At 72.3% G+C, this 19,614-nt stretch carries 9 protein-coding genes; 8 read left to right on the forward strand and 1 reads right to left on the reverse strand.

Going from position 1 to position 19,614, the window contains the following annotated elements:
• Positions 1–34 precede the first annotated feature (34 nt).
• On the reverse strand, positions 35–12,325 hold the full coding sequence (locus ACODR1_RS11015) for a hypothetical protein (protein ID WP_488880477.1): 12,291 nt from the start codon (positions 12,323–12,325) through the stop codon (positions 35–37).
• Between the two features lie 593 nt (positions 12,326–12,918).
• Between ACODR1_RS11015 and ACODR1_RS11020 the strand changes: the two genes are divergently transcribed.
• The 8 genes from ACODR1_RS11020 to ACODR1_RS11055 all read left to right on the forward strand — a co-directional run bounded on the left by ACODR1_RS11020 (position 12,919) and on the right by ACODR1_RS11055 (position 19,611).
• Positions 12,919–13,101 carry a Flp family type IVb pilin gene (locus ACODR1_RS11020; protein WP_058347900.1) on the forward strand — a complete coding sequence of 61 codons (183 nt, stop codon included), beginning with the start codon at positions 12,919–12,921 and terminating at the stop codon, positions 13,099–13,101.
• 98 nt (positions 13,102–13,199) lie between these two features.
• Positions 13,200–14,093, forward strand: a complete 894-nt coding sequence (gene cpaB, locus ACODR1_RS11025; protein ID WP_488880478.1) for a Flp pilus assembly protein CpaB — start codon at positions 13,200–13,202, stop codon at positions 14,091–14,093.
• Positions 14,094–14,164: 71 nt separating this feature from the next.
• Positions 14,165–15,550: a type II and III secretion system protein family protein gene (locus tag ACODR1_RS11030; RefSeq protein WP_488880479.1), complete on the forward strand. Its 1,386-nt coding sequence runs from the start codon at positions 14,165–14,167 to the stop codon at positions 15,548–15,550.
• Positions 15,537–15,827, forward strand: coding sequence for a hypothetical protein (locus tag ACODR1_RS11035; RefSeq protein ID WP_488880480.1), 291 nt, complete (start codon positions 15,537–15,539; stop codon positions 15,825–15,827). The genes ACODR1_RS11030 and ACODR1_RS11035 overlap by 14 nt, the downstream gene beginning before the upstream one ends.
• 2 nt (positions 15,828–15,829) lie before the next feature.
• On the forward strand, positions 15,830–17,314 hold the full coding sequence (locus ACODR1_RS11040; protein ID WP_488880481.1) for a TadE/TadG family type IV pilus assembly protein: 1,485 nt from the start codon (positions 15,830–15,832) through the stop codon (positions 17,312–17,314).
• A complete protein-coding gene (locus ACODR1_RS11045; RefSeq protein ID WP_488880482.1) occupies positions 17,307–17,807 on the forward strand; it encodes a TadE/TadG family type IV pilus assembly protein in 501 nt (166 codons plus the stop codon). The genes ACODR1_RS11040 and ACODR1_RS11045 overlap by 8 nt, the downstream gene beginning before the upstream one ends.
• Complete coding sequence (locus ACODR1_RS11050) at positions 17,804–18,397, forward strand: TadE/TadG family type IV pilus assembly protein (RefSeq protein WP_488880483.1); 594 nt, start codon at positions 17,804–17,806, stop codon at positions 18,395–18,397. Before ACODR1_RS11045 ends, ACODR1_RS11050 begins: the two co-directional genes overlap by 4 nt.
• Positions 18,394–19,611 carry a CpaE/TadZ family protein gene (locus ACODR1_RS11055; RefSeq protein WP_488880484.1) on the forward strand — a complete coding sequence of 406 codons (1,218 nt, stop codon included), beginning with the start codon at positions 18,394–18,396 and terminating at the stop codon, positions 19,609–19,611. The genes ACODR1_RS11050 and ACODR1_RS11055 overlap by 4 nt, the downstream gene beginning before the upstream one ends.
• Positions 19,612–19,614 lie beyond the last annotated feature (3 nt).

The raw sequence follows: 19,614 nt of genomic DNA on the forward strand, positions 1-19,614 counted from the left end.
GGAGTTTGAGCGAGCGCTTCGACAGGCCCCCTTCCTAGAACCTCACCCGCACGTTCAAGCCGGCGGCCTGGTTGCTGGTGCGGTCGCCGAACTCGGTGGTGTAGTTGAACTTCACTGAGACGCGGTCGTCGCCGATCACATGGAAGTCGACGCCGGCGCGCCAGCCCGAACGATCCAGAGCGGTGCGGATCTGGGCCGGATCCGACGAGGCGTTGGCGCCGATCAGCTGGAACGGCATCTGGATCTTGTCGGTCGAGTTGAACAGGCCCCCGACGGTGAACGACACCGCCGCCTGGCTGCGGCCGGTTTCCTTCATGACGAAGCCCAGGGTCAGTTCGGGATTGGCCGTGCCGATCCACTGGGTGTCGGAAAGGCCGCGCGCGCCCATGCCGTCCAGCCCGCGCTCCTCGAAGCGGCGCTGGTGCAGGCCCGTGCCCCAGACATTGAGCGCCGGACGCACGAACAGGCGGCCGTTCTCGATGACGTAGGCGAAGCGGGCGTCGGCGCGGACATAGCCGCTTTCCGGATCGGACTCGGCCCGGCCGATGGTGAAGACGTCGACGAGGCGCGCGGTCTCCATCCACTGCCAGCCGCCCGACAGCGAGAAGGCCATTTCGGCCCCGCCCGACCGACGCTTGAAGCCGGCGCCGGCGCTGAAGCCCTGCCCCTGCGACCAGGAACGGCCACCATCGACGATCACCCGGTCGAGGCGCTCGTAACCCACGGCGGTGGCGAACGACCAGCCGCCGTCCAGCGACTGCTCGAAGCCGCCGCGCAGGCGCCCGCCCTCGGCCTTGACGGCCAGGGTGTCGGCGTCGCGCTCGCCGTCGGCGGTCGCGCGCTCGATCACCGCCCAGCTGCACTTGCCGTCGACCTGCAAGGTCGGATTGGCGCAGCCGAACAGCTGTTGCGAGAAACCGTTCGCCGACGCCAGCTGGCTGCGCAGCGGGGCCAGGTGCGGCTCGGGGTTGAGGTTGGCGAAGATCGCCTTGTAGGCGGCCTCCTGCCCGACCTGCAGGTTGCCGATCAAGGCCATCAGGCGGCCGATGCCGCCGGAGTCGCCGACCTTGATCGCCGAGTTCATGTGCTTGCCCAGCGCCCGCTCGTTCAGGGCCAGGAAGCCCTGGTCGAAGTGGGTGTCGAAGGCCAGCTGCACCGCACCGCCGCTGGCCTGGACGCGATAGTCCATGGCCAGGGTGTCGATGACCTTGAAGCCGTTGTCAGTCACCGAGCCGCCCGCCGAGAACAGCGTCACGGGCTTGGAGTCCTGCAGCCAGGTCAGGGTGACGTCGCCGGTCCCGGCCAGGGCGACGTCGCCGGTGACGTCGACACGGTCGGAGGCGTAGGGCCCGAAGGCGACGTCGAACACCGAGCGGCCGGTCGCCGTCTGCACGAAGTGACCGTCGAGGGCGACCGTGTTGATCACCCGCGCGCCGTAATAGGCGTTGGTCCTGGCGTCGCCGAGACCATCGAGATTGGCGAAGGTCGCGCCGCCGGCCAGGTCGATCGGCACGCGCGAGGCCGACAGGCCCATCAGGAAGTCGCCGCTGTTGGTGAAGGTCGCCGCCCCGTTGGGCACGGCCTGGGCCGACACGCCGAGGGTCGAGATCCCGCCGCCCGACGTCGCCAGCGGACCGGTTCCGGCCGGATCGCGCAGGTCGATGGTCTTGAAGGCCATGAAGGCCCCGCCCGACTGGTTGTCGAAGGCGTTGGTCCCCGCGCCCAGGTCGATGTCGCCGATGACGACGCCGCGGTTGTCGACCCGCTCGTCGCCCTGGCCCGAGACGATGGCCTTGCCCGAGACGGCCGAGATCAGGCCGGTGTTGGCCAGGCCGTTGGCCGCGCCGCCGCTGATCTGCACGCCCGCGCCGGTTCCCGAGCCGCCACGCACCGAGCCGGTGGTGCGCACGGCGATGTTCCCCGCCCCGTCCGCGCCCAGGCTCTGGGCGAAGACGGCGGTGGAGTCGGTTCCGCCCGCATAGACCTGGCCGGACAGCACGAGATCGATCGCCCCGCCCTGCCCTGCGCCGCCGGCCGCACCGGCGAACTTGCCGTCGACCCAGCCGCCGCCGCCGCCCAGGCTCTGGGCGACGACGCCATAGGCGCCGTTTCCGGTCGCGACGATGTCGCCGGTCTGGCGGAAGTCGACATGGCCGCCGTCGCCAACGCCGCCAGCGTTGAGCGCCACGGTGGAGCCCGAGGAGCCGCCGAAGGCCGCGCCGCCGCCACCGCCGACCGACTGCAGGAAGACGCCGTGGGCGCCGGCCCCGGCCGTCTGGATCGCGCCGCTGTTGGTCAGGATGACGTCGCCGCCATCGCCGGCCGCGCCGCCGGTCCCGCCCAGGGTGACCGAAAGCTTGGGCGAGCCGGTCACGTGCACCTCGCCGCCGCCCGCGCCGATCGACTGGGCGACCAGGCCCAGGGCATGGTCGCCCAGGGTGGTGACGCCGCCGGTGAAGGCGCCCGTGACCCGGCCGCCGTCCAGGGCCGAGCCGCCCTGCGCGCCCAGCGAGGCGACAACGCTCGCGCCGGTCGAGCCCGCGCCCGTCAGGTTCAGGCCCGCCGAACCGCCGCCGCCGCCGATGGACTGCAGGATCGCGCCCGAGGCGCTGGCCGCCGTGGTGGTGACCGCGCCGCCCTGGATGCGCGAGACGCCGCCGCCAGCCGCGCCGGTCTGGTTCGCGCCGCCCAGCGTCAGGGTCGTGGCGCCCAGCAGCGCGCCGGCCGGAACCGCAACGTCGCCCGAGGCGCGGCCGCCGCCGCCGCCGACCGACTGGGCCAGCACGCCGGCCGTGTTGACGCCGGTGGTGACGATCTGGCCGCTGTGCTCGCTGACGATCGCGCCGCCGCCAACGTCCTGGCCGCCGGAGCCGCCGAGCGCCAGCTGGACCTTCGTGGCCACGGGAGCGTCGACATTGACCTCGTCGAGCTGGCCAGAGAGCAGCAGCTTGAGGTCGATCACGCCGCCGCCGCCGCCGATCGACTGGGCGAACGAGGCCACGCCGTTCTTGCCGGCCGCGCCGAACGTGCCGGTGGTCTTGACGGTGACGAGGCCGCCGGCCGCGCCGGAGACGTTCTCGGCCCCGGCCTTGGCGACGACCATCGGGTCGACGCGGCCGGTGGAGCCGTCGGGCTTGAGGTAGGGCTGGCCCGGCAGGCCTATGATCCCAGAGAAGTCGAGGCCCAGCGTGCCGCCGCCGCCATTGATGCTCTCGGCCTTGATGGCCATGGCGCCGTCGCCGAGCACGGTAATGTCGCCCGAGTGGTTGACGGTGACCGCCCCGCCCTGTCCGCCCGAACCGCCGCCGACGGCGCCGACCGTGGCGGCCAGGGCGTTGGACAGGATCAGGCTCTTGGCCTCGCCGGTCAGGCTGAAGCCCATCTGGGCGTCGCCGCCGCCGCCGCCGATGCTCTGGGCCACGATGCCGTGGGCGCGGGCGCCGGTAGTCAGGATGCGGCCGCTGTTGGTGACGATGACCTCGCCGCCGTCTCCGCCGTCGCCGCCGATTCCGCCCAGCGAAACGAGCGGCGCGTTGCCGAGCGCGCCGATCAGCAGGTTGGCGGCGATGACCATGCCGCCGTTGCCGCCGCCGCCGCCGATCGACTGGGCCAGCACGCCATAAGCGTCGGCGCCCGTGGTCTGGATCAGGCCGGCGTTGTCGACCACGACCTTGCCGGCGGTGTTTCCGGTCCCGCCGAAGCCGCCGATGTTGAGGCCAACCGAGGCGCTGTTCTCGGCGCTCTTCAGGGCCGTCAGCGACAGGATGGTCGAGCCGTTGCCGCCGCCGCCGCCCAGGCTCTGGGCGAAGACGCCGTAGGCGCGCTCGCCCGAGGTCGAGATCGTGCCGCTGTCCTTGACGCCGGCCACGGCGCGGTTGGTCACGGTGACGTCGCCGCCCGTGCCGCCGTCGCCGCCGGAGCCGCCGATGTTCATGACGTAGCGGTGGCTCTGCTTGTCGGCGCCGGCATAGCCGCCGACCACCTCGGCGACGATGCCGCCGTCGCCGCCGCCGCCGCCGATGCTGTTGGCCGCGATGCCGGCCGCGCCGCGGCCCTCGGTGACGATCAGGCCGGTGTTGAGCACCTCGACGACGCCGCCTGCGCCGCCGGTTCCGCCCGAGCCGCCGATGTTGAGGTCGAAGGAGTCGTTGCTGCTCGTGCCCTGGGCGCGGACGTTGAGGACCGCGCCGCCGATGCCGCCGCCGCCGCCGATCGACTGGGCGCGGATGCCGAAGGCGTCGGCGCCCTTGGTGTAGATGACGCCGCTGCTCTTGACCTCGACCGCGCCGCCGACCGCGCCGGAGCCGCCCGAGCCGCCGACGCTGACGGTGGCCGTGCGGGTGGTCGTACCGGACGGCGCGCCGCCGACCTGGAACTGCAGGGTGCGGGCCATGCCGCCTAGGCCGCCGCCGCCGCCGATCGACTGGGCCAGCACGCCGTCGGAGCGCTCGCCCTCGGTGACGATGGTCGCGGCGGTGTCGACCGTGACCTTGCCGGACAGGGCGCCAACCCCGCCCTTGCCGCCGACCGCGACCCCGGCCGCGCCCGAGGCCCGGACGATGGTGGTGGCCGCCGAGCCGCCGGCCCCGCCGCCGCCGCCGATGCTCTGGGCGAAGATGCCGCGGGAGTCGTCGCCACGCGTGGTCAGGGCGCCCTTGGCGCTGACCGTGACGTCGCCGCCCTCAGCCCCGAAGCCGCCGTCCAGGCCGATGCTGAGCGAGCCGCTGAACGATTCCGCGTTGGCGCCCTGGCCGCGCGTGCCGTTGGCGCCCACGGTGATGGCGCTGGACGCCCCGCCGCCGCCGCCGACGCTCTGGGCGAAGATCGCCGAGGAATCCGCGCCGGTCGTGTCGATCGTCCCGTCGGACGAGACCTTCACGTCGCCCCCGAGCCCGCCCATGCCGCCGATGCGGCCGATGGTGATGCTGACGGCGTTCTTGTTCAGCGCGCCCATGGCCATGTCGAAGCCGGCGTTGCCGCCGCCGCCGCCGATCGACTGGGCGCGCAGGCCCACCGAGTTGTCGCCCTTGGTGACGATGGTCCCCAGGTGGTCGACCTCGACCTCGCCGCCGTCGCCGGCCGCGCCGGTGGCGCCGCCGATGGCCATGTTCAGGGCGTTGGCGCCCTTGAGCACGCCGGCGCCGATGTTGAAGTTGCCCGAGCCGCCGCCGCCGCCGACGCTCTGGGCCAAGAGGCCGTCGCTGTAGGCGCCGTCGGTGACGATGTTGCCGGCGTGGGTGACGTCGACCTTCTTGCCCGAGCCTGCGCCCGCGCCGTCGCCGCCGACGGTGATGATGGCGGCGACCGGATTGTCGGTCTTGTTGGCCACGGTGGCGGCGATGGTGAAGTTCATCCCCGCCGAGCCGCCGCCGCCGCCGACGCTCTGGGCCACCAGGCCGTCGGAGTCGTAGCCGAAGGTGCGGATCAGGTGGGCGTCGACCGAGCCGTCGGCGGCGTAGCCGCGCTTGACCGTGACCGTCCCGGCGTCGCCGCCCGAACCGCCCGAACCGCCGATGCCCAGGGCGACCGGATTGCCGGAGGGCGCGATGGCGCCGGTGGCGCTGACGCCGCCCACCCCGCCGCCGCCGCCGATCGACTGGACCATGATCCCCTTGGCGCCGCCGGTGAAGTCCACGGCCTCGAGCGTGTCCTGGCCGGCGACCGGATTGGCCTTCAGGCGGGCGTTGACGATGACGTCGCCGAGGCTGTCGAGCGAGACGTTCCCCGCGTCGGCGCCGGTCCCGCCCTTGCCGCCGACCCCGACGGCGATGGCGAAGCCGTTCGAGGACGAGGTCGACTTGCCCATGTTGACGTCGGCCGCGACGTTGAGGCCGCCCGAGCCGCCGCCGCCGGCGACGCTCTGGACCAGGACGCCGATGGCGTCGACGCCCTCGACCCAGACCTGGCCGTCCTGGGCGACCTTGACGTCGCCGCTGATGTTGCCCGCGCCGCCGAAGCCGCCAAGGCCGAAGACGATCGAAGGCTCGTCGTTCGAGGTGTCGGCGCTGATCCCGCCGGAGATGTTGATGCCGCCGGCGCCGCCGCCGCCGCCGATCGACTGGGCCATCAGGCCGCGCGAGCGATCGCCGGCCGCGAACAGGTTGGCGGTGACGTCAGCCTCGACGTCCTTGCCCTTGCCGCCGTCGCCGCCGAACCCGCCGACGCCCGCGACGAGCTGGCCGTCCATGGCGATGCCGCCCGAGACGTTGATGCCGCCCGCGCCGCCGCCCCCCCCGATCGACTGGGCCACCGCCGCATAGCGGTCGTCGCCCACGGCCGTGACTTGAACGTAGTTCGCGGAGGGGCCGGCGATGGTCAGGTCGACTTCGCCGGCGTCGCCGCCCTTGCCGCCAAAGCCGCCGACCCCGAGCGAGATAGCGCGGCTGGACGAGGATCCGCCCGGTTTGGTCAGCGACAGCTGGCCGGTGACGTTGAGGCCGCCCGAACCGCCGCCGCCGCCCACGCTCTGGGCCAAGACGCCGTTGGAGCCGTTGAGGCGCGTGCGATCGGCGGGAATGGTGAACTCGAAGTCCCCGCCCAGCAGCGGGATCTTGACCACCTGCTCGGGCGTGGTGACGTCGGATTCCAAGCCCTGGGCCCAGACGTTGCCGGTGACGCTGGCCTTGACGTCGCCCGCCTGGCCGCCGTCGCCGCCGAAGCCGCCCAGGCCGAAGCCGAAGCTGCCGGCGCTGCCCTTGGTGGTCGCCGACAGACCGCCGGCCACGTTGATGCCGCCCTGGCCGCCGCCGCCGGCGACGCTCTGGGCGATGATCCCGTCCGAATTGGCGCCGTTCGTGATGGTGTCGCCAACGCGGGTCAGGGTCACCGCGCCCGAAGCGCCGCCCTTGCCGCCGAAACCGCCGATGCCGACCGAGCCCGTGCCGGCCGTGCCGGCGCTGACCGCCACCGCGCCCGAGACGTTGAGGCCGCCCGAACCGCCGCCGCCGCCGATCGACTGAGCCACGACGCCATCGGCCTCGTCGCCCGAGGTCTGGTAGCGGCCAGTGACGGTTCCCGTGACGTCCTTGCCGGCGCCCGCGCCGCCGCCGAAGCCGCCGACGCCCAGGCCGATGGCCACCGCGGCGTTGTTGCCGGCCGACAGGGCGACCGAACCGCTGACATTGATGCCGCCGTTGCCGCCGCCGCCGCCCAGGCTCTGCAGCATAGCCCCGAACGAGCCGTCGCCCTCGGTGGTGACGTCGCCGGTCAGCACGCCCTTGACGATGTCGCCGCCGCCGCCGCCGCCGCCGAAGCCGCCCATGCCGAAGCCGATGGCGCCGTTGGTCCCCTGCGAGGCGCTGACCAGGCCGGTGACATTGAAGCCGCCCGAGCCGCCGCCGCCGCCCACGCTCTGCAGCAGGACGCCGTGGGCGTCGTCGCCCTTGGTCCAGACGTTGCCATTCAGGAAGGCGTCGACCTCGCCGGCCTTGCCGCCGTCGCCGCCGAAGCCGCCGACCCCGACGCCCAGCGTGCCGGTTCCGCCGCCGCTGGCGGCCAGGCTGATCCCGCCGGTGATGTTGAAGGCGCCCGCGCCGCCGCCGCCGCCCAGGCTCTGGTAGCTGACCCCGAAGGCGCGATCTCCCACGGTGACGATGTCGCCGGTGACCCCACCGTCGACCTTGCCCGCGCCGCCGCCCGTGCCGCCGAAGCCGCCCACGCCGACCAGGATGTTGCCCGCCGCGCTCTTGGAGGCCGAGATGCCGCCGGTGACGTTGAAGCCGCCGCTGCCGCCGCCGCCGCCGACGCTCTGAACCAGCACGCCCGAGGCGTCCGCGCCCTTGGTGCCGATATCGCCGGTGATCTTGCCGGTGACGGCCTTGCCGTCGCCGCCCTTCTCGCCGCCGCCGCCGATGCCGACGCCGATGTTGCCAGCGCCGCTCTTGGCCGCCGAGAAGCCGCCGGCGATCGAGAAGCCGCCGCTGCCGCCGCCGCCGCCCACGCTCTGGGCGACGATGGCGCGCGCGCCCTCGCCCTGCGTGACCGCCGCGATCAGGTCGCCCAGCGGGTCGGCCGCGCCGTCATTGACCTTCAGGGTGACCTTGTCGGCGTCGCCGCCCTTGCCGCCGCTGCCGCCCACGGCGACGCTGACCGTGCCGGCGCCGTTGGCCGAAAGCGCGATGCCGCCGGCGATCGAGAAACCACCCGAGCCGCCGCCGCCGCCCACGCTCTGGGCGATGATGGCGTCGCTGTGCGCGCCCTTGGTGGCCGTCGTTCCGGTGACGTCGAGACGCACCTCGCCGCCCTTGCCGCCGTCGCCGCCGCTGCCGCCGACGCCCACGCTGATGCCGCCGGCCGCCGTGGCCGCGCCGCCGATCGAGCCGGAGACGTTGAAGCCGCCGCTGCCGCCGCCGCCGCCGATGCTCTGGGCGACCACGCCGTCGGCGTCCGCGCCTTCGGTCAGGGTGTCGCCGATCATCTTGGCGACGACCAGCATGCCGTCGCCACCGCCGCCGCCAGCGCCGCCGACGCCGACAGAGATCCCCGCCCCGGCCGTCTGGCCCACGCCGATGGCGCCCGAGACGTTGAAGCCGCCCGAGCCGCCGCCGCCGCCCACGCTCTGCACCAGCAGACCGCCGGACTGGTCGCCCTTGGTGTGGATGTCGCCCTCGACCGTGCCCGTGGCGGTCCCGGCGTTGCCGCCCTTGCCGCCCGCGCCGCCGACGCCGACCGAAACCCCGACGCCGGCCGTGCCGCCGCCGCCGATCGAGCCGGCGACGTTGAAGCCGCCGCTGCCGCCGCCGCCGCCCACGCTCTGGACGATCACGGCCGTCGAGCGCTTGCCGCTGGTGGCGACATCGCCGCCGATGCGGCCGGTAGCGGAGTCAGCGATGCCGCCGTCGCCGCCGCTGCCGCCGACCCCGGCCGAGGCGCCGACGCCCGCCGTCCCAGCCACCGCGATCGCGCCCGAGACGTTGAAGCCGCCGCCGCCGCCGCCGCCGCCGACCGACTGGATCAGCGCGCCGATGGCGTCGTCGTCGCCCGTGGTGATGGCGCCGTCGAAGTCGACGTCGACCACGCCGCCCTTGCCGCCCTTGCCGCCGCTGCCGCCGACGCCCACGGCCGCGGAGGCCGAAGCCGCGCCGGCCCCGGCGCCCGCGAAGCTGACCGTGTAGCCGCCATTGCCGCCGCCGCCGCCGACGCTCTGGGCGACGAGGCCGGTCGAGAACTTGCCTTCGGTGACGATCGCGCCGCCGGACTTGATGTCGACCAGCCCGCCTTCGCCGCCGTCGCCGCCTTTGCCGCCCAGGGCGACCGAGAACGCCGCGGCCGCCGTCTCGCCGGCCGCGAAGGCGAAGGACAGCGCAAAGCCGCCCGAGCCGCCGCCACCGCCCACCGACTGGGCGAACAGGCCTTCGGAATAGTCGCCCTTGGTCAGGATCAGCACGTCGCCGTCGATGTCGACCTCGCCGCCCTTGCCGCCCTTGCCGCCGCGGCCGCCGACGGCCGCGCTGGCGCCGACGCCGTAGCCGGCCGAGACCTGGGCCGCGAAGCCGCCATTGCCGCCACCGCCGCCCACGCTTTGGGCGAAGATGCCGCGCGCACGGTCGCCGTCGGTGACGATCAGCGGGTTCACCAGGCTGGTGGAGCCGCCGGTGGTCACCGTGCTCTGGCTGAGGTCGATGTCGACCTTGCCGCCATCGCCGCCCAGCGAGCCATCGCCGCCGATGGCGACGCCGGCGAAGGCGCTGATCGAGACGCTGGACCCGCCGCTGCCGCCGCCCCCGCCCACGCTTTGGGCGAAGATGCCGTGGGAGTCGTTGCCGCCGGTGAAGATGTCGCCCGCGTGCTTGACCGTGACGAGGCCGGAGCCGCCGCCGGTATTGCCGCCGCCGCCGATGGTCAGGAAGACGCCGCCGGTGCTGCCGCCGTCACCGCCGCCGCCGCCCACGCTCTGGGCCTGGATGGCGCTGGAGAGGTCGCCCTTGGTGGTGATCGCGCCGGTGTTGCTCACCGTAACCGCGCCGCCGGTGCTGGCCGCGCCACCCTTGCCACCGATGGTGACGAGGCCGCCGCCGTCGCCGCCCGAGCCGCCGCCGCCGCCCACCGACTGGGCGAAGATCCCGCGCGCCTTGTCGCCGGCCGTCTCTACGACGCCGCCGTTGGTGACGATGACCGCGCCGCCCGCGCCGCCGCCGCCAGCCGTGCCGCCCAGGGCCACGACCCCGCCAGAGCTTGAGCCGCTACCGCCGCCCCCGCCGACCGACTGGGCGAAGATGGCGTCGGCGCCTTGCTTGGTGGTCTTCACCGAACCGCCGACGCCCGTGTCGACGGTGACCGCGCCGCCCGCGCCGCCGGCCGCACCGGAACCGCCCAGCGAGACGAGGCCGCCCGTGCCCGAGGCCGCGCCGCCGCCGCCGCCAACGCTCTGGGCGAAGATGCCGCGGGCGTCGACGCCGTCGGTCGAGACCACGCCGCTGCTGTCGACTTCGACCGTTCCGGCGATGCCGCCGGCGTCGCCCTTGGCGCCCAGGGCCACGAGGCCGCCGCTGACGCCGGCGCTGCCGCCGCCGCCGCCCACCGATTGAGCGAAGACGGCGTGCGCGTCCGCGCCCTTGGTGGATACGGCCGCGCCGCTCTCGACCGTGACCTTGGCCAGGCCGCCCGCGCCGCCGGCGCCGCCGCCCGAGCCGAGCGCGACCAGGCCGATGGAGACGCCGCCATTACCGCCGCCGCCGCCCACGCTCTGGGCGAACAGGGCGTGCGCGCCCTGGCCCTCGGTGCTGGTGCTCGATCCGGTCTTGGCGACGATCTCCGCCTTGCCGCCGACGCCGCCGGCCTTGCCGGTGTCGCCGAAGCTGACGATGCCGCCCGCGTCGCCGGCATTGCCGCCCGAGCCGCCGATCGACTGGGCCAGCACGCCGTGGGCGTCCTTGCCCTTGGTCTGGATCAGGCCCGCCTGCTGGACCAGCACCGCGCCGCCGTTGCCGCCGACCGTGCCGCCGCCGGCGTCGCCGATGATGCCGTAGCTGTCGCCGCCGCCGCCGGCCGCGCCGCCCAGGCTCTGGGCCAGGATGCCGATCGCCCCGGCCTTGCCGGTGTAGATGGCGCCGGTGTTGGTGACGGTGACCGCGCCGCCCTGGCCGGCCGAGCCGCCCGTGCCGCCGTCGCCGGCGATATAGCCCGTGCCGCCCTGGCCGCCCTTGCCGCTGCGGCTCTGGGCGAAGATGCCGTGAGCGTTCACGCCGTCGGTGACGATGGTCACCGCGCTGCTGAGGGTGACGTTTCCACCGGCCCCGGCTGCGCCGCCCGGCGCGCCCTTGAGGTTGCCGAAGGCGTCGCCGCCGTCGCCGCCGTTGCCGCCCACGCTGGAGACCACCACGCCCGGCAGGTTGTCGGAAACGACCTCGATGTTGCCGTTGTTGGCCACGGTCAGATCGTGGCTGACGGTGGGCCCGGCCTGGCCGGCGCCACCGGCGCTGGGCGGATAGCCGATGGTCGCGCAGCCGATGAACGGAATGCAGATCCGCACGCCGCCGCCGTCGTGGCCGTCGCCGCCATTAGCCCCGAACTTGGAGTCGGCGAAGGTGTTCACGTCGCCCGTGGCCGGCGTGAACGCGAAACTGCCGGCGCTGGTCCCGCCAGTACCCGGCGGGGTGGTGACATTGCCGATGTCGGTCGACTTGTTGGTGACCACGGCCAGGTTCGAGGTCGTGGCCGTGCCGGATTCCTTGACGGTGACCCCGATCACCCGGTTGTCGGCGTTCTTGGAGACCGCCGTCACCTCGTAGGCCTTGCTGGTCTGCGGGTCGGTGAAGGTGTCGCCGACCGTGGTCGCCAGCAGGATGATGTTGCCGGTCTCGGTGCGGACGGCGACCGTGGTCAGTTTCTCGACCACCTTCTCGCTGGAACCCGACACCGGGTTCACGATCATGTCGCCGACATTATAGACCGGCAGCGCGCCCATCAGGGCGATGGAGACGGCCGAGGATCCCATCAGCGCCGGGCCCAGCCCGGCGCCCGCATCGCGCGCGGCGGCGGCCATCGGGGCGGTCAGCACCGCGCCGGCGGTGACGATCATGGCCAGGCGCTTCAGGCGCTTGGCGAAGCGCGAACCGGCAAGCGTGGTCTCGGCGGCGGGCGCTTCGGGCGCGGCCGGGTCGTCCTTGGCCATGGCCAGGCGTTCGGCCAGACGGCCCAGTGCGGCCTTGAGCGCTGCGGCGTCGGGATCTCCGCGCAGGGACAAGGTCTGGACGAGGCCCAGCACCTGGGCGGCGGCCGAGGCGGCCTCGCTTCGCGACAGGCCTTCGGTGTCGATGGCGTGGATCAGCTGGTCGACGAGCGCGGCGGCCTGGGCCAGCCGGGAAATCGTTTGCTTCTTCGCCACGTTCCAATCCCCCAGGCGTCAAACCGTGACTGGATGGTGATATTCGAGTTCACAAACCAGCAGTTTCTCTTCGCGGTTGATGGATACGGCGGTGACAATCGGCACACCGCGCCTGACGGGCATTCCGCGCCTGGGGCGTCATCCTGTCGCACCAATCCGCGCCACAAGACGAAAAACATCAATTAATTCAAAATATAAAGCCGTACACGCATGCTGCACCGGCTGTCCGGGAAGAGGCGTCAGCCGACGCTCGCCCCCGTCAAATCGGCGCCCCCAAATTGAGTAATACAGCCTCGGGTCGAGCCAACACGCCTATTCACCAAGCGAAAGGTTCGCATCGACAACCTATCAGAGGCCAAACAGTCGATACACCCGAAACCATATTCGCCAATCACGCGACGTTTGCGCTCCAAATACTGAAAAATAGTGCGTTTGACATACGCCGAGCGCCTCGTCGTACCGATTTCGTATTAAAGCGACCGGTGTATTTACTTACCAAACCGTTAAGCCGCTAATTCACGACGAAGGGGGAAACCTCTTCTTTGTCCGCGAACAAAGATGCGCGGTTGAGAAAACTTAGAGGAGGATACGACATGAATACTCTGCGCGAACTGATCTTCGAAGAAGACGGCGCGGCCGCGGCCGAATACGCCCTGATCCTGGCCATCATCGGCAGCGCGATCGCCGTCGCCGCCGTGCTGCTGGGCACCAACATCGGCACGGCCATCACGGACGCCGCCACCTGCGTGGCCAATCCGTCGGCCGCCAACTGCTGAACCAAGTCGTCGGCGGCGCGGGGCGGCAAGCCGCGTCGCCGACCCATGGTGGTGAGCCAGGACAGGCTCCCCGCTGACGTGGGGAGGGGGTTGCAACAATGCAGACGAAAACCGTCATATCCCTTGGCGCGGCCGCTGTGCTGGGCCTGGGCGCCGTGCTCGCCGCACGGGTCTATATGAGCGCCGGGCGCGTAGACGCCCCGGTGATCAAGGAAACCGGCTCGACGCCCGTCGTCGTGGCCTCGCAGCCTCTGGCGAGAGGCTTCAAGCTCCAGTCCGCCGTGCTGAAGGTCGCGCACTATCCGACCGACGCCGTGCCGGCCGGCGCCTTCCGCTCCATTCCCGAGGCCGCGTCCGGCCCGGGCGGCGCGCGCATCGCGCTGAAGGACATCGCCGCCAACGAACCGATCCTGGCCGACCGCGTGTCGGGCTCGGGCGGCCGCTCCAACCTCGCCAGTTCGCTGGGCGAAGGCATGCGGGCGGTGTCGCTGCGGGCCAACGACGTCGCCGGCGTCGGCGGGTTCGTGCTGCCGGGCGACCGGGTGGACGTGCTGCTGACCCGCAGCAAGGACAACAACCAGCCCGAGACCAGCCTGACCCAGGTGCTGGCCGAGAACGTCCGCGTCGTCGGCGTCGACCAGTCCGACGACCAGGGGGCCGACAAGCCGGTGGTGGTCAAGGCGATCACCGTCGAGGTGACGCCCGACCAGGCCCAGGCCATCACCCTGGCCCAGGCGGTCGGCGCGGTGTCGCTGGCCCTGCGCCAGATCTCCGACCAGGCGCCGCTGGGCCGCCGGACCATGACGCTGGCGGACCTGTCGCGAGGCATGGGGCCCACCCAGGTCAACGCGCCGGCTCCCACGCCGGTCCGGGCCGTTGCTCCTCGCCGCCCGGCCGCGCCGCGGCCCGCCATGTCTTCCATGCCGCCGTCTTCGACCGAGGTCCGCGTGACCCGCGGCGTCGAGACGACCGGCTATCGGGTGGGGCTGTGACCATGGCCCGCACCGCTCCTCATCCCTTCCGCAGGCGCGCCGCTGACGCGCGCGGCGCAGGACCCGCTCACATGACCCTGAAACGCTCGCTGCTGGCCGCGGCCGCCGGCCTGCTGCCCCTGTTGGCGGCGGTCCCGACCACCGCCTCGGCTCAAGCCCCCGCCGCCCTCTCCGACGTCGCCGTCCGCAAGGTCGAGGTCAATGTCGCCGTCGGCAAGGCCCAGGTGCTGGAGCTGCCCGCTCCCTATACCGACATCATGATCGGCAATCCCGACACCGCCGACGTGCTGCCCCTGACCTCGCGGTCGGTCTATGTGGTCGGCAAGAAGCTGGGCGGCACGACGCTAACCGCCTACGGCCCCGGCCGCAGGCTGGTCGCCGCCGCCAACGTGGTGGTCGGCGCCGACGTCGAGACCCTGCGCCAGCGGATGCGCGACGCCCTGCCCAACGAGGAGAACCTCAAGGTCGCCTCGGGCAACCAGTCGATCGTGCTGACGGGCACCGCCAGCAGCGGCGCCGTGGCCGGCCGGGCCGCGGCCCTGGCCGAGAGCTACGCGCCGGGCCAGGTGGTCAACATGCTGTCGGTCCAGGGCAGCCAGCAGGTCACCCTGTCGGTGCGCATCGTCGAGATGGAGCGCGCCACGGCCAAGGCCCTGCGGCTGAACATGAACACGGCCAATCCGGCCTCGCCGAACTACCACAACTTCGTCATCGGCACCGGCGACACCGGCGTGGCCACCACGCTGACCGACACCTTCGGCCTGCTGAAGTTCCCGCTGCGGGCCGGCGACGTCGACCTGGACGTGCTGTTCGACGCCCTGGAGACCAAGGGCCTGGTCAAGACCCTGGCCGAGCCGAACCTGACGGCCATGTCGGGCGACACCGCCAACTTCCTGGCCGGGGGCGAGTTCCCGGTCCCCGTGGCCCAGAACCAGAGCGGCGGCCAGACGACGATCACGGTCGAGTTCAAGCAGTTCGGCATCGGCCTGGCCTTCACCCCCACCGTCCTGCAGGACGGCATGGTGAACCTGGTGGTCAATCCCGAGGTCTCGAGCATCGACCCCAACGCCTCGTTCGTCAGCAACGGCCTGCGGATCCCCGGCATCAAGGTGCGGCGGGCCAAGACCACGGTCGAGCTGCGCGACGGCGAGTCCTTCACGATCGCGGGCCTGATCCGCGACGACTACCAGGACCAGATCCGGCAGTTCCCGATGCTGGGCGACCTGCCGATCCTGGGCTCGCTGTTCCGCTCGACGAGCTACCAGCGCAACCAGACCGAACTGGTGATCCTGGTCACGCCCCACCTGGTGCGTCCGACCCGGGCCCGCCAGGCGACGCCGGCCGACAACTTCGTGCCGCCGTCCGACACCGAGCTGTTCCTGCTGGGCAAGACCCAGTCGAGCACCCAACCAGCCAAGGGAGGGGTCGATGGACCTCAAGGCCATGTCCTTCAATAGGATCCTGCTGGCCGCCGCGGCCACCATCGCCCTCGCCGGCTGCACCGACGCCCGCAAGGATCTGTCGCCCGACTTCGGCGTCGCCCTGCGCAGCAACCTCGCCGCCCAGATCGCCGATCCGGAAGCCCGCTACGAAGGCGTGCTGCAGCCCGGCGGCGACGGGGTCCGGGCCGCCCTGGCGGCGACCCGCTACGGCAAAAACCAGGTGGTCCAGCCCGTCCAGGCCAGCACCTCCAGCATCGACAACAAGGGAGCGGCCAAGTCTCCGGCCAACTGACCATGTCGCGCGCCCCTCGCCTTCTTCGTCGCTTCGCCCAGGATCGTTCCGGCACGGTGGCCACCCTCACCGGGGTGGCCCTGATCGGACTGGTGGCCATCGGAGGCCTGGCCTTCGACGTCAGCCGGGCCCTGGCCCTACGGGCCGAGCTGGAGAACGCGGTCGACGCTGCGGCCCTGGCCGGCGCCAGCCAGCTGGACGGCACGAGCGGGGCCATGGGACGAGCCCAGACCGCCGCCATGGGCAGCCTTGTCAGCAACCGCCAGGCCCTGGGCGACACCTACGAGAGCAACGTGGCCGTCGCCGCCAGCGACATCACCTTCCTGTCCAGCCGCGATCCCGACGTCACCGCGACCACGGACGCCACCGCCAAGTTCATCCGCATCAATCTGGCCCCGCGCTCGCGCGGCCTGGTGTTCGGCGCCCTGACCGGCGTCGCCGGCTTCAACGCCACCGCCCGCGCGGTGGCCGGCTACGGCACGGCGATCTGCAAGGTGCCGCCGCTGATGATCTGCAATCCCAACGAGTCCACCAGCCTGGTGTTCGACGGCGACACCTATATCGGCAAGAACTTCGTCCTGACCCCGCCGCCCGGCGGCAACGGCGCCTGGGGTCCGGGGAATTTCGGCTTCCTGTCGGTGGGATCGGGCGCGGCGGACGTCAAGAACGCCATGGGCCGCTATCCGCCGCTGACCGAGTGCTTCGGCTCCGTGGTCCAGACCCAGACCGGCAACATCGCCTCGGCCGACGACTACTTCAACGTCCGCTTCGACATCTACAAGTCCTCGGCCAGCGGGCTGAAGAACGACCCGCTGTTCCGCCCGGCGATGAACACCCTGGTCGGAGCAAAGACCAATGCCGGCAACAGCGCCTGCAACCCGAGCGTCTCCGTGCCGAGCAACAGCTGCTCCAGCAGCGCCGCGGTCAGCACCGGCACGGGCCTTCCCCGCGACTGCAACCAGTCGAGCGTGGTCGGCAGCGGCGTGTGGAACAAGGCCCAATACTTCGCCACCAACCATTCGGGCATCAACCCGACCACCTACATCCCGCAGGTCCCGGCCGGATCGACCGGCACGGGCTGGAACGCCTATGGCCCTGCCCCGGCGGCCGGCGTCACCAGCCCCACGCGCTACCAGGTCTACAAGTGGGAACTGGCCATGCTGAGCGGGGCGATCTCGACCCCGGCCGGCGCGTTCTCGGCTAGCCAGACCGCCAACAGCGGCTCGCACGACTACGCCCGCCCCCAGTGCAACACGACCGGCGCCCAGGCCACGCCCGACCGCCGCACGATCTCGGCCGTCGTCGTCAACTGCAACGCCGACAACGTTCACGGCAGCTCCACCGTCCATGTCATCGCCTATGTCGACCTGTTCCTGATCGGCCCGGCCGTCAGCAACTCGATCTATGGCGAGGTCATCGGCTCGACCACCGACACCTCGGCGGTCGGCACGGAGACCATGCTCTACTCGGTGCGGCTCTATGACTGAGCGCCCTCCCCTTGCACGACGACTGCTGGCCGGGCGCGAAGGCTCGGCGGCGGTCGAGTTCGCCCTGGTGCTGCCGTTCATGGTGCTGCTGTGCTTCGCCTTCGTCGGCGCCGGACGGCTGTTCTGGAACTATCACATCGCCGTCTCGTCGGTGCGCGACGCAGCCCGCTACGCCGCCCGCCTGCCGATGACCTGCGCGGGCCTGACCAACGCCGGCGACGTCACCAACGTCCAGAACCTGACCCGCACCGGCACCAAGGACGGCTCCGGCTCGCCGCTGATCGCCACCTGGACCAGCAACGCCACGGTGACGGTGACCGTCACCTGCGTCAGCAACGCCGGCGGGACCTATTCGGGTCGCTACGACGGCATGACCGGCGTGCCCCGCGTGCAGGTCGCCGCGACGCCGCCCTACATCGAATCCTTCGGCCCGCTGACCGGGATCACCCTGACCTCGTTCACGGTCAGCTCACAGCAGGCGTGGACAGAATGACCTGGCTCCGCACCACCGCATCGCGGCTGGCCCGCGACGAAAGCGCCGCCACGGCGACCGAGTTCGGCCTGGTATGCTTCGCCTTCATCGTCATGCTGCTGGCGGTGATCGACATGGGCCGGCTGGGCTGGACCATCAACACCGCCAAGACGGCGACCCGCGAGGGCGCGCGCCTGGCCGTCGTCAGCCCGATGATCTCGACCTACATGGCTGGCTACGACGGCACCGCCACCTATGGCGGCGGCGGCACCGTGCCTGACATGGCCTTCAGCTGCACCGGCTCGAACACGACCTGCACCCAGACGCAGGGCAGCGGCGGCTCGCCGGGCTTCGACAACACCACCTTCACGGCCGTCCTCAACAAGATGCAGGCCTACCAGCCCGACATCACGGCCGCGGACGTGACCATCACCTATCGCCATGTCGGCATCGGCAAGGTGGGCAACCCCTACGCCCCCGACATGGAGCCGCTGGTCAGCGTCAGCGTCGCCAACCTCACCTTCACGAGCGTCGCGCTGCAGATCTTCGGCGTCGCCCCGTTCAACCTGCCCACCATGACGTCGACACTCAGCGGAGAGAGCCTGTCATGAGCCTGCTCCATTTCGGCCGTCCCAAGACGGTCGCGCCGCCGCCCCCAGCCAACCACCGCCCGACCGCCTGGCGCGTCGGCCTGTGCGGCGCGGGCCTGGGCGCGGATCCGCCGGTGGCGATGCTGTCGGCGATGTTCCCGGCGGTGACCTTCCGGCTGCTGGACTGCGCCTGGCCCGAGCGGGCCGCCCACGCCTTCGACCTGCTGATCGTCGGCGTCGACGGCTCCGATCCGGCCGAGGTGGAGCGGATGGGCGCGAGGATCGCCGCCGCCGCCGGGCGCTTCGAGGTACTGGTGGCCATGCGCGGCGCCGACATCGAGGCCACCCGTCGCCTGCTGCACCAGGGCGCGGCCGACGTGCTGCCGGCGCCGGTCAGCGACACCACCCTGGCCATCGCGCTGGAGCGGATCTTCTGCCGGCTCGACACCGGCCGGGCGCACAAGCGCAGCGGCGAGATCGTCAGCGTGCTGAAGGCGGGCGGCGGCGTCGGCGCCACCTCGCTGGCCGCGCAGACGGCCGTGGTCCTGGCCGGCCGCACGGGCGCCGCAGGCGTCTGCCTGGCCGACCTGGACGTGCAGATGGGGGCTGCGGCGCTCTATCTGGACGTCGGCGACGCGGTGACGGTGGGCCAGGTGCTGGCGGCCGGCGGCGCGGTCGAGGAAATGCCCTTCGCCTCGTCCCTGCCCACCCATCGCAGCGGCGTGGCCGTTCTGGGCGCCCCGCAGGAGATGATGCCGGTCGAGGCCCTCAGCCCCACCGTGGTCGACGGCCTGATGGCCGCCCTGCGCCGCGACTTCGAGACCACCCTGGTCGACCTGCCGACGGTGTGGACCGCCTGGACCAACCGCCTGCTGCGCCAGTCGCAGCGGATCGTGCTGGTGACCCACCTGTCGGTGCCGCATGTGCACCTGACCCGCCGCCAGTTGCACATGCTGTCGGCCCAGCGGCTGGACGACGTGCCGCTCACCCTGGTCTGCAACCAGGTCGAGCCCGACAGCGCCAGCGGCCTGTCGCTGAAGGCCGCCGAGCAGGCCATCGGCCGCCCCTTCGACCTGGTAGTCCCCGAGGACCGCAAGCTGATGCACCAGGCGATCAACCAGGGCCTGGCGCTGAGCGCCGTGCGCCGGGGCAGCAAGCTGGAGGCCGCGATCGGCCGTCTGGCCGACACCCTGGTCCCGGCCCAGCCCGTCGCCCTCGCCCAGGTCGGGAGATAAGCC

The organism is Caulobacter sp. FG7, from assembly GCF_057808875.1.